Here is an 11,266-nt window from a genome sequence, read left to right on the forward strand (position 1 = left end):
GCCCCTCCCCACACAACGAAGAAACGATGGAGAACAATCGTTTAAGCTTTGGGCAAAGGGTTGCGATTCAGGTTGGCCGCAACTGGGTTACGCTGTTCCTCGTTGTTCTCGTAGTCCTTTTTAGCCTTACTGGAAGGGGGTTTTTCTCTCCGAAAACGCTCAATAATGTCCTCCTCACCTCTTCTCCGGCGCTTCTTCTTGCTGCTGGAGAGACGTTTGTCATCATCACCGGGGGGATTGACCTCTCGGTGGGATTTGTGCGGGGTCTCATTTCAGTTATTTCAGCGATTATCATGCGCGACCTCTATGCTCAAGGGTATTCGCCTTCCTTCTGTATTCCACTGGGGATTGTGGTTGGTTTGGCGCTGGGTCTTTTACCAGGACTCATCAATGGAATTCTGGTGGCACGATTCAGGGTTCCTCCTTTTATCGCCACTTTAGGAATGTATGGGGTGGCCAATGGCTTTGCGCTTCGCTTTTCCAAAGGTTTCCCAATTACCTTTCTTCCTCCAGAAGTGGGCCAAATTGGGAACGGGTTTTTTGCCTATTTTCTCCCTGGCAGGGGGGTATCATTTTTTGAAAGGCATCCTGATATTGTGGAAGGGGAAATGCGGAACCTCATTGGTATTGTTCCGTATTCCATTGTGGTGGTAGCGGTACTCCTTTCAGTCTTTGCCTTCATCCTCTCCCGTACCCAGTTTGGCCAGCACGTCTATGCCATTGGTGGGAACATCGATGCAGCGCGCAGAGCGGGCATTCCTGTGGATCGGGATCTCATCCGGGTTTACATGATTTCCTCTTTCTTTGCCGCGTTATCGGGGGTGATGTCTACCCTGATTTTCTCCATTGGAACTCACACCCAGTTTTCGGCCAGCCTTGAACTGTTTGCCATCGCTGCGGTGGTCATTGGTGGAGCAAGCCTCATGGGAGGGAAAGGAAGCATCTGGGGAACCACGTTGGGGGTTTTCGTGCTGGCGCTTTTAGAGATTGGTTTCCTCATGAGTGGGATTTTACCGTTTTACCGCTATATCGCCGTGGGAACGATTCTCGTCTTTGCAGTGGTTATTGACCAGACCTTCCCGGAAGTCGTGTATGAGTGAGGGGTGGAGTAATGGTTTTGTCTGAAAAGGGTCAAGAGCGTCTGTACCTTTTGGGAAAGAGCTGGATTTTTATTTTTCTCCTTGCCGAAGCGGTCATTTTCAGTCTTACTGGGATTGGGTTCTTCAGCGCAAAAAATTTCCAGAATATCCTGGTCGCTTCCACCACCATCATGCTTCTTGCTGCTGGAGAGACGTTTGTCATCATCACCGGGGGGATTGACCTCTCGGTGGGATTTGTGATGGGGCTTTTTTGCGTCATCAACGCCAAGATTATCGTTGCTCTTCAGGCGGTGGGGGTATCACCGCTTCTTTCTCTTATCATCAGCATAGCCGGGACACTCCTTTTGGGACTTTTACCCGGGCTTTTAAACGGAGTGCTGGTGGCTAAGCTCAAGGTTCCTCCCTTTATCGCCACCTTTGGCATGTACGGCATTGCGTATGGGCTTTCTGAAATTCTCTGTAATAACGTTCCCATTGCTGGGTTGCCGTCGTTGGTTGGATTCATTGGCAATGGTTATATCCTTTACTATCTTCCGGGACGAGGCTTTAGCTTTTTTGCCCCACCGGAGGGCATTAGTCGGGCTGAAATCCGGGCTCTTTTGGCTCTTTTTCCCAACGTGTTTCTTTTTTCCGTTGTCGCGGTTCTCGTCTTTGCCTTCATCCTCTCCCGTACCCAGTTTGGCCAGCACGTCTATGCCATTGGTGGGAACATCGATGCAGCGCGCAGAGCGGGCATTCCTGTGGATCGGGATCTCATCCGGGTTTACATGATTTCCTCTTTCTTTGCCGCGTTATCGGGGGTGATGTATACCCTGCGCTTTGTTACTGGTCGAGCCGATGCTGGTTCAGCCAGGATGCTGGATTCGGTAGTGGCGGTGGTCATTGGTGGAGCCAGTCTCTATGGAGGAACTGGGAGTATGATTGGCTCAATCATTGGGACTCTGGTAATTGGAGTTCTAGAAACCGGGATGGTTAACCTGGGATTACCAACCCATAATAAGTATGTCTATGTGGGAATTATTCTGGTGCTTGCGGTGCTCATTGACCAGTTCTTCCCGGAAATGGTGAAAAAGGGAGAGTAAAAAGATGAACGATCGCAAACCACTTTTGGCAGTTCGGGATATCGTCAAGCGGTTTGGAGGTCTGGTGGCCCTGAACCGGGTAAGTATGGAGGTATACCCTGGGGAGGTGGTTGGACTTCTGGGTGATAATGGTGCGGGGAAGTCGACGCTGATTAAGATTGTTTCCGGGGTGCACCGGGCTGATGAGGGAGAAATCTTCTTTGATGGAAAAGAGGTTAAGATCGCAAACCCCATGGAAGCACTCAGATTGGGTATTGAAACTATTTACCAGGATCTGGCTCTGGCTGAAAATTTGAATGTCTATTCCAATATTTTTTTAGGGAGAGAAAAACTCAGAAAAGCTCTAGGGCTCATCCCGGTTCTCGACCATGATTACATGCTCCAGGAGTCGAAAAAAGTTCTCCATCGTCTGGGTATTGAAATCCCATCGCTCAAGAATAAAATCAAAAACCTCTCCGGTGGGCAGAGGCAATCTGTGGCCATTTCCCGCTCCATTTACTGGAATGCCAAACTCCTCATCATGGATGAACCTACTGCTGCGCTGGGGGTGGCTGAACAGAGAAAAGTACTCAATCTTGTCCGCACCTTAAGCGAGCAGGGTGTTTCCATCATTATCATCAGCCATCAACTCTATGACGTTTTTCAGGTGGCACATCGTTTGGTGGTGCTTCGCCGTGGGGAAAAGGTTGGGGAGCGCCTGACCAAAGAAACGAATCCTGACGAAATCGTGAGTCTCATGGTTGGTGCTGAATTAGTCCAGGAGACCCGGGGAAGGGGATAATGGTTTTCGAGGTTTTGAGACGTCCCTTTCCTGGAAGAAATGCATCCTACGCCATTCAGCGGGATTCATACCAGTATTTCGGCGAAAGGTTTTGGAAAATTGCTGGACGTTGGCAAATCCCAGTTTCAAGGCGATGTCAGTGACGCTGTACTCGGCGTGGAGGAGCATGCATTTACTCCGTTGCAGTCTCAGAGCGGTGAGGTACGCTTTGGGGCTTACTCCCACGTAACGACGGAAGAGGTCCCGAAAGTGCTGGGGGGAGAGGCCGACTTCACGGGCAATCTGCGCGATTTTGACTTTTTCGTACGCCCTTTCCCGAAAAATATCAAGCGTTCGCTCGATGGTTGCTTTTTGTTCAGGATTCAGATAAGGAAGTGAACCCCGTTCGTGGCTGCGCAGAAGGAGGACGATGAGTTCTTGCAGGAGTGCCTGACACTGGAGTTCACCCCAAGCAAGGTTTCCAGCACACTCCCACTGAATCCGGTGGGCAAGGTCTAAGAAAATACTCGCTTCTAAGGGGAAAAGCCTGAAGTGGCCGATTGGGGAAGCATTAGTGAGGACCCGTAAAAGATCAGGAGGGAGAAAGGCGAATTGAATCACTACAAACTGAACCCCAAAATTAGAATCAGCCTGAAACCCGTGGGCGATACCTGAAGGGAAGAAGAACACCTCATTTTCCTCGAACAATTCTTCCCTGGAATGGAGTAAGATGGTACACCTTCCCGATTTCACCAACCCCAGTTCGTGAAGCACATGATGATGGGGAAGCGCTCGCCAACAAGGGGAGTATGGTGGTTCGATGATTACCGCGTACTGACTTTTCCGCTGATTACTCAACGAGAATGATTCGAGTGACATCTATTCCGGTTCCTTTCTTTTTTGACAACAAAAAAAGCGAAAATAGTGTTGTCAAATCTTCTGAGGTTTTTGTTAAATAATATCAGAAAATGAGTAAATTGCAACACGAAAAGTAGGTGTTATTAAAGAAGTTTGAGCAATAATTTTGTGCAGCCTTTTTGACCAGTACAGGGAGGTGTACGTATGATTATTGGAGTGAATGGCGAGTTTGTGAGGCATGCAGACAAATCCTTTGAGTATGCAGTGGAAAAAGCCGCCCAGATGGGGTATGAAGCATTTGAGCCGATTCTCCTTGATGGTCGAGATCTTCTGGTCGAAGCTGGGTATTACCATGCCATTAGTATGGACGAGGATGCCTTTTATTACCGGGATTTTTTAGCTTCTTTTGGAATGAAGTTCTCGGGGGTTTCGGCTCATGCCCCGCTGATGCGACCCGACGTGGGGGTCCCATTTTTACGGCGTGCCATTCGCTTTGCATATCAGCTTGGGGCACCGGTGGTGAATACTGATGAAGGTCTAAAACCCAGGTGGATGAGTGATGAAGAGGCGTTCCAAATCATGCGGTACAGCCTCACGGTGGTACTGCAAACCGCGGAACGGTATGGAATTTACATCGGTATTGAGCCCCATAACGAATTTACCACTAACCCTGAAACGCTGGAGCGGATTTTGCATCTTGTGGATTCACCCTTATTGCGGGTGAATTTTGATACTGGAAACTCCTTTATCAGTGGTCATGACCCGTATAAGGCGCTTGAAGCGGTTGCGAACCGGGTGATTCATGTCCATGCTAAGGACATTGGTGGGGCACTGCTTGATGAGCGAGGGAAAGTTCATGGCACTCCCGTTGGTGTTGCTTGTGGGGATGGGGTGATTGATTGGGAACGGGTAATGACCATCCTGTCTCGGGTAGGATACGAGGGGGCATTGAGCGTCGAATGTGGTACTGAAGAACAGGCAAAACGGAGCCTTCAGCATCTTCTTGAGTTGCGAAAAAACTTGGGTTTTAGAGTAAAGTGATGACCCAAACGGTTCTTGCTCTTCAAAATGTCACCAAGGTTTTCCCGGGAGTGGTCGCTTTGGATGGGGTATATTTGACCCTCCAGAAAGGGGAAATTCAGGGTCTTGTGGGTGAAAATGGGGCAGGGAAATCAACGCTGGTGAAAATCATTTCTGGAGCGCTTCGGCCTGATGGAGGAACCATCACCATCGAAGGTAGGTCGTTTTCAGCATTAACTCCCTACCAGGCTCGGCGTCTGGGAATTGCCACCGTTTATCAAGACCAGCAACTTGTACCGACACTCTCGGTTGCCGAAAACATTTTTCTGGGACGTGAATATTGCACTCCTTTTGGACGAGTTGACTTTCGTAAAATCGTTACCGAAACCGAGAGAATGTTCCGACAATTCGGTGTAACGATTGATCCAAAAGCAAGAGTTGAAGATCTTCCTGTGGCTAAAAGACAGGAGGTGGCAATTTTCAAAGCTTTAGGGGAGAACGCCAAAGTACTCCTTCTTGACGAGCCCACCGCTGCTCTCTCGGGGGAACAGGTCCAATTGCTCTTTTTCTTTATTGCGCGACTTATCGAGCATGGGATGACAATTCTCTATATTTCCCATCATCTTGATGAGGTGTTAACCATTGCTCGACGGATCACCGTTCTTCGTAACGGAAAATGTGTGGGAACTTTCGACCGAGAAAGTCTGAATAAGGAAACCCTGGTGGAAAAAATGGCTGGACATGCTCTGCATGGAGAAACAAAACATGTTCAGCGACTCTCTGGAGCCGTCATCTTGGAAGGAAAAGAACTCTCTGACGGGGTAAGTTTTTCCAGGGTGACTATTTCCGTCCGAGAGGGGGAAATTGTGGGACTCCTTGGTGTGACTGGTTCAGGAGCCCAGGAGGTACTAAGAACCTTTTTTGGACTGCGACCTCTTCGGCAAGGAACCATTTTTGTGAGAGGTATGCCGTGCCGATATCCTTCCCCTTCAGGTATGGTCGCTCAGGGGGTGTTTTTTATGCCCGAAGAGATGCGGCGAGAAGGATTGGTCCTTCCCCTCTCCTATCCAAAAAATGTGACCCTGGTGCGACTTCGCAAGGTCACCCGGTACGGTACGATTCATCTTAAAAAGGAGGAAAGTGCTACGGAACCATACGTCCAAACCCTCAATATTCGCCTGCCTCGCCTTCATGCTGAAGTGGGTACACTCAGTGGTGGAAACCAGCGGAAGGTACTTTTAGCCCGAGCTTTGTTTTCCGATGCCAACATCTGGTTACTGGAAAACCCCACTCAGGGAATCGATGTGGAAGCTCGTCAGGAGGTTCAGAGACTGCTTCTTGAGGCACGAGCGATGCAAAAGGCTATCCTCCTTTTCTCTTCAGACCTTGATGAACTGGCGAAACTTGCAGACCGTATCCTTGTGTTTCGTAACGGCCGGGTGAGTACTGAAATTCACGAACCGTGGCAGGTGACACCTAAATACTTACTCAGTCTTATGCTTGGGGGTGAATAGCTTGAAGATCGAGCTCCGGGGAAGGAATGTCCTTCTTCTTGTCCTTGTAGCCATTGTGTTGATTAGTGGGGTTGTGAATCCACGTTTTTTGAGCGTACAGAATTTTCTCAACATTCTCCTCCAGATTTCGGTCCTGGGCATGGTCAGTTTGGGGGCGACAGTGCTCCTTGTTTCGGGAAATCTGGACCTTTCGGTGGGAAGCCTCATCTCCCTGAGTGCGTACGTTGCCGGAATGGGGCTTTTGCGTGGTGTCTCCCTTCCTCTGGCGATATTTCTTTGTCTTTCTGTCGCCACGCTTTTTGGTTTTTTTAACGGTTTTTTAACCTCTCTGGAACGGGCACATCCCTTCATCATCACTTTAGGTATGATGACCTTTCTGCAGGGTATTGCTGTGGTCATCAGCCGGGGGAGCCCTATTAACGGTATGGGTGGTCTCTATGAACTGATTGGCATTCGGAGTATTCTCAGAATTCCCTTTCCGGTCATCCTTTTTGGGGTGCTCTTTATGTTCACCTCCTTTTTCCTGCGTCATTTACCCCTGGGACGGTACGCCTATGCCATCGGAGGCAATCAGGAGGCTTCGCGACTTTCGGGGATCCGGGTGGGGCGGGTTAAGATAGCCCTGTATGCCATAAATGGGCTTTTTGTGGGCATCGCTGCCCTGGTTCTCAGCGGGATTCTTGATTCGGCGCTCCCTACCATGGGAACAGGATATGAGTTGCGAAGTATTGCGGCGGTGGTTATTGGTGGTACGCCCCTTTTCGGAGGCCGAGGCGGAGTATGGGGAACGCTCCTTGGGGTCTTTCTTTTAGGACTGGTTTCAAACAGCTTGAACCTCATGGGCATCAGTGCGAATTTCCAGAACGTGGTTCTGGGAGCCATCATGGTGATGGCAGTGATGTTCCAGGGGTCTCGATAAAGGGGGTGGGAAGAGAATCTATAAGAAGAAAATAAATGGGAGAAGTCTTATGGATACTGAAAGGAGGATGAGTGACATGAAGCGCTTTTCGATTGGATTGTTGGTCGTGGTATTCGGGTGGGTAGTCTTTCTGGGCGCGGTTTGGGCGGAAGAAAAAACGGTAGAAATTGCTTTTATCCGTGCTACAGGAGAACCGTATTATCAGTATGGTTCGCAAGCTGCTGAAGTTGCCGCCAAGAAACTGGGTGTGAAGATGATCATTTACACCTCAAACCTTGATCCGGCTCAGGAACTGGCTAACGTTCAAGATGCCATTGCCCGAGGCGTAGATGGGATACTCATTTACGCAGTATCGCTTTCTTCAGAGCGTGCAGCGGTGGATACGGCGAGCAAGGCTGGAGTGCCAATATTTTTCCAGTACGGATATCATCCCGACCTCCTTCCCAAATCAGCCGGGTTCATGCAAATCGACCTTAAGGGATTTGCCCGACCACTGGGGGAATGGATGGCAGAAAATCTTACCAAAGGGAAGGTCGCCATTATCGAAGGAACACTCGGCCGGGGTGATGCCGAGGCGTATAGTGAAGGGTTTAAAGAAGGGTTAGCCAAGAACCCCAATCTCACAGTGGTAGCCCAGGTTTCTGGAGAATGGAATCGACAGAAAGCGTATGAGGCGGCGACCAATATCATTACTGCCCACCCAGATCTTGCTGGGCTCTTCGTCCAGAACGAAGACATGGCCGTGGGTGCAGCGAATGCTTTGGAACGATTGGGGAAGTTGGAGCAGGTTCGAATCGTCTCGCAAAATGGAGCACCCTATGGACTGGATTTGATTAGGGCCGGGAAACTTCAGCTCACCAATGCGAATCCACCCTCTATCGCTTCGGTTATGGCTTTGCGACTTCTCCTTGGGGTCATTAACGGCGAAATCGAACCAGGCCATTTTTACTGGGCGCCAACCCAGCTCATTGACCAAAACAATCTAGACGTAGCCTATCGTTGGGATGCTGAAGAAAAGGACATCGAAGCCTGGCTTTCCTTACCTTTGCCAGAGCCGGTGATTCCCCCTCCGGCGTCCTGAAAATTCCTCCTCCCGGAAGAATTCTTCCGGGAGGAGGAAGGAACTCGCGCTGTTTCTGGTATACTGGTAAGGAGTCGTTTTGGAAGGGGGGAAACAGGGCGCTATGGATTTACAGCTGCAGGACAAAGTGGCGGTCATCACTGGAGGAAGTATTGGTATCGGAAAAGCGGTGGCGGAAGAATTCGCCAGAGAAGGTGTCCACCTCGCCCTATGCGCGAGGAACAAGGAGCGGGTAGAAACGGTCGCAGGGGAGTTGGCAGAAAAGTATGGAGTACAAACCCTTGGTATGGACTGTGATGTGACGAAAAAGGACGATATTGAGCGGTTTATTGGGGCAGTGGCCAAGATCTTTCAGGGTGTGGATATTCTCATCAATAATGCTGGAACCGGAAGCGCGGAAAAGATTATGGACGCCACCGATGAGCGGTGGCAGTACTACTGGGACCTTCATGTGATGGCGGCGGTACGGATGTCAAGAGCGGTGGTGCCCTTCATGCAAAAACGGGGTGGAGGGGTGATTATCAATAATGCCTCAATCTGCGCTCGCCAGCCCCTTGACTACGAACCAATTTATAATGTGACCAAGGCGGCCCTTGCCATGTTTTCGAAGTGTCTGGCCAATGAATTGATTTCCTATAATATCCGGGTGAACTGTGTAAATCCTGGCCTAATTCTCACTCCCGACTGGTATAAAACCGCCGGTATCCTTAGTAAGGATCTGGGAATCACACCCGAAGAATACCTGGAGCGCATTGCAAAAGAACATGCCCCGATCGGTCGTTTTGCTCACCCCGAAGAACTGGCCAAGTTTTTTGTGTTTCTGGCTTCTCCCTGCGCCAGTTACTGTGTGGGTTCCACCTATTACGTGGATGGTGGCTGGCTCAAAGTAGTCATTTAGAGGGGGGATTTTTCGGTGTGCTCTCAAGAAACACGCTACCAGACTCGTTTGAAACGCTATCTCGCCGCTATGCGGAACGAAAAACCGGATATGGTTCCCATTCGGCTCTTTGTGGCGGAGTTCACCGCCAAATATGCCGGTTTCACCTGCCAGGATGTCACCCAGGACTATCGAAAAGCCTTTGAAGCGGTGTTACGCTGTGTTGAGGATTTCGACTGGGATGCCGTGGTTGGAAATATGGTTTACGTCTTTGCTGGAATTCCTCAAGCTATGAACCTTTCTTATTATGCTTTTCCCGGGGTAGAATTACCGCCCGATGTGGGTTTCCAGTATCTGGAACCACCTGAAGACAGGGCATTTATGCGGGAGGAGGAATATGACCTCCTCATTGAGGACCCCACGGGGTATCTCTTTAACGTGTGGTTTCCGCGTGTATCCAGAGATGCCGTTCCCATGGGAGTACCGGTAACCTTTCGTAACAATCTCGCCTACCTCAAGGGGGGTATGGCCATGCTCGACTACTTTACGGCTCTGGGGAAGCAGAATGAAGCGTTAAGGGAAAGGGGAGTGGTTCCGGCAATCTGTGGGATTCTGAAAGCCCCGCTTGATATTCTTGCCGATAAGCTCCGGGGGTACTATGGTTTGGCTCGGGATCTCATCGAGCGGCCCCGGAAAGTACAGAAGGCCTGCGAAGCCTTAATGCCACACCTCTTGAAAGTGGCTCTTTTGAGTGCTGACCCGGAAAAAGAGCTCCCAGTCACCATGTGGATGCACCGCAGCTGTGTTCCGTTCATTTCCATGGAGCACTTTCAAAATATCTACTGGCCCACGACCAAACCCATCCTGGAAGAGCTCTGGAAGAATGGTCATCAAGTCCTCATGTACGCCGAGGGAAACTGGGATGCACACTTGGAAGCCTTTCGGGAACTTCCTCCAGGAAGTGTGATTTACCATGTGGATCGGGGGGACCTCTTTAGGGCGCGGAAAGTTTTGGGTGACCGCTTTGCTCTAAGCGGAGGATTTCCGAATGACCTTTTGACGTTTGGCAAGCCGGAAGAGGTGCGGATGATGTGTCGTACAATCATCGAAGGTGTAGCTCGGGATGGTGGCTATATCATGGATGCTGGAGCCATTATCCAGAATGATGCTTCCATTGAAAATGTTAGGGCATTGACTGAGGCCACCCGGGAGTATGGACAATATTAAAAGGGGATGAGGCCACATGGAGGAAAAGGAGATACGAAAACCAGGGGTGTGCTTTCCCTGGGAAGAAAAGCGAAAAGAACTCCCAGAGTTGCTAGGAAGCCCGGAACTCGTGCAGAAAATCTGGGAAGAAATCGACCTTCTGGGCTATATTTTTATCTGGCACTGTCTGGTCTCATTTTAGGCGATTGCACCCTCAAGAAGGAGAACGCTGAGCACCACAAATAGGCCTGCCAGAGCCAGTTTGGAAGCAAAGACATTCTTGCGACCGAATTGAACGAGTGCTTTGGATTGGCTACCGAAGAAGATGCTGAGGAAAACGACGATGAGCGGTACGATAAAGAATGCGTTGTAGAAAAGGAGATACCCAAGCGCTCGCAAGCGGTACTCTTGAACTTCCCGAGCGATGTACATGATGGTAGGCAGGTACACTTGGCCGGTGCACCCCGCTTCGACGATGGAGATGACAAAGCCGCTCAAGATCGCGGCCAGGAAAAATCCCCGGTTGGTGAAACTTTCTTTGAGGTACTGGTTGATTTTCACCCGCCAACCCTTGGGAAGTCCTAAGGTCATTTCTGTGTCTTTTCCTGTTTTGCGGTACGAAAAGGCATCCTTGATGCTCAGTGCTGCAAGGACAATCAAAATGCCTGCCATCACCCCATAGACCACTCGGGAAATGACCTGGTAGACCGAAAGGCTTCGCCACACCTCAAAGATTCCGATCCCAAGGAAGAGATACGTGACAAATACCGCCACGGCATACGTGGTTCCCACTTCCACGATACGCCGCCGATTGTGTCCCAGCACAAGAAGGAGATTGACCATGAAGAT

At 50.0% G+C, this 11,266-nt stretch carries 12 protein-coding genes; 10 read left to right on the plus strand and 2 right to left on the minus strand.

Annotated elements, in window-relative coordinates:
- Positions 1 to 26 precede the first annotated feature (26 nt).
- Genes ABDK92_06025 through ABDK92_06035 form a run of 3 tightly spaced genes read left to right on the plus strand, consistent with a single transcriptional unit; the run spans position 27 to position 2,963 of the window.
- Positions 27 to 1,100, plus strand: coding sequence for an ABC transporter permease (locus ABDK92_06025; GenBank protein MEN3186179.1), 1,074 nt, complete (start codon positions 27 to 29; stop codon positions 1,098 to 1,100).
- Positions 1,101 to 1,111: 11 nt separating this feature from the next.
- Positions 1,112 to 2,182 (plus strand): ABC transporter permease, encoded by a 1,071-nt coding sequence (locus tag ABDK92_06030; GenBank protein MEN3186180.1) that lies wholly within the window; start codon positions 1,112 to 1,114, stop codon positions 2,180 to 2,182.
- 4 nt (positions 2,183 to 2,186) lie between these two features.
- Positions 2,187 to 2,963: an ATP-binding cassette domain-containing protein gene (locus ABDK92_06035; GenBank protein MEN3186181.1), complete on the plus strand. Its 777-nt coding sequence runs from the start codon at positions 2,187 to 2,189 to the stop codon at positions 2,961 to 2,963.
- Here ABDK92_06035 and ABDK92_06040 read toward each other — a convergent pair.
- Entirely contained in the window at positions 2,934 to 3,821 is an 888-nt protein-coding gene (locus tag ABDK92_06040) for an AraC family transcriptional regulator (protein ID MEN3186182.1), read from the minus strand. The genes ABDK92_06035 and ABDK92_06040 overlap by 30 nt on opposite strands.
- Positions 3,822 to 4,004: 183 nt before the next feature.
- Between ABDK92_06040 and ABDK92_06045 the strand changes: the two genes are divergently transcribed.
- The 7 genes from ABDK92_06045 to ABDK92_06075 all read left to right on the plus strand — a co-directional run bounded on the left by ABDK92_06045 (position 4,005) and on the right by ABDK92_06075 (position 10,619).
- Positions 4,005 to 4,841: a sugar phosphate isomerase/epimerase family protein gene (locus ABDK92_06045; GenBank protein MEN3186183.1), complete on the plus strand. Its 837-nt coding sequence runs from the start codon at positions 4,005 to 4,007 to the stop codon at positions 4,839 to 4,841.
- Complete coding sequence (locus ABDK92_06050; protein ID MEN3186184.1) at positions 4,841 to 6,334, plus strand: sugar ABC transporter ATP-binding protein; 1,494 nt, start codon at positions 4,841 to 4,843, stop codon at positions 6,332 to 6,334. Before ABDK92_06045 ends, ABDK92_06050 begins: the two co-directional genes overlap by 1 nt.
- Before the next feature lies 1 nt (position 6,335).
- Positions 6,336 to 7,253, plus strand: coding sequence for an ABC transporter permease (locus tag ABDK92_06055; GenBank protein MEN3186185.1), 918 nt, complete (start codon positions 6,336 to 6,338; stop codon positions 7,251 to 7,253).
- A 76-nt stretch (positions 7,254 to 7,329) separates the two neighbouring features.
- Positions 7,330 to 8,334 (plus strand): sugar ABC transporter substrate-binding protein, encoded by a 1,005-nt coding sequence (locus tag ABDK92_06060; protein MEN3186186.1) that lies wholly within the window; start codon positions 7,330 to 7,332, stop codon positions 8,332 to 8,334.
- A 103-nt stretch (positions 8,335 to 8,437) separates the two neighbouring features.
- Positions 8,438 to 9,232: an SDR family oxidoreductase gene (locus tag ABDK92_06065; GenBank protein MEN3186187.1), complete on the plus strand. Its 795-nt coding sequence runs from the start codon at positions 8,438 to 8,440 to the stop codon at positions 9,230 to 9,232.
- 15 nt (positions 9,233 to 9,247) lie between these two features.
- Complete coding sequence (locus ABDK92_06070; protein MEN3186188.1) at positions 9,248 to 10,438, plus strand: uroporphyrinogen decarboxylase family protein; 1,191 nt, start codon at positions 9,248 to 9,250, stop codon at positions 10,436 to 10,438.
- A 16-nt stretch (positions 10,439 to 10,454) separates the two neighbouring features.
- Complete coding sequence (locus ABDK92_06075) at positions 10,455 to 10,619, plus strand: hypothetical protein (GenBank protein ID MEN3186189.1); 165 nt, start codon at positions 10,455 to 10,457, stop codon at positions 10,617 to 10,619.
- Here the strand turns inward: ABDK92_06075 and ABDK92_06080 are convergent.
- On the minus strand, positions 10,616 to 11,266 hold a 651-nt coding region (locus tag ABDK92_06080; GenBank protein MEN3186190.1), incomplete at its 5' end, for a hypothetical protein. The genes ABDK92_06075 and ABDK92_06080 overlap by 4 nt on opposite strands.

This window comes from Atribacterota bacterium, assembly GCA_039638595.1.
GTDB classification, from domain to species: domain Bacteria; phylum Atribacterota; class Atribacteria; order Atribacterales; family Caldatribacteriaceae; genus Profundicultor; species Profundicultor thermophilus.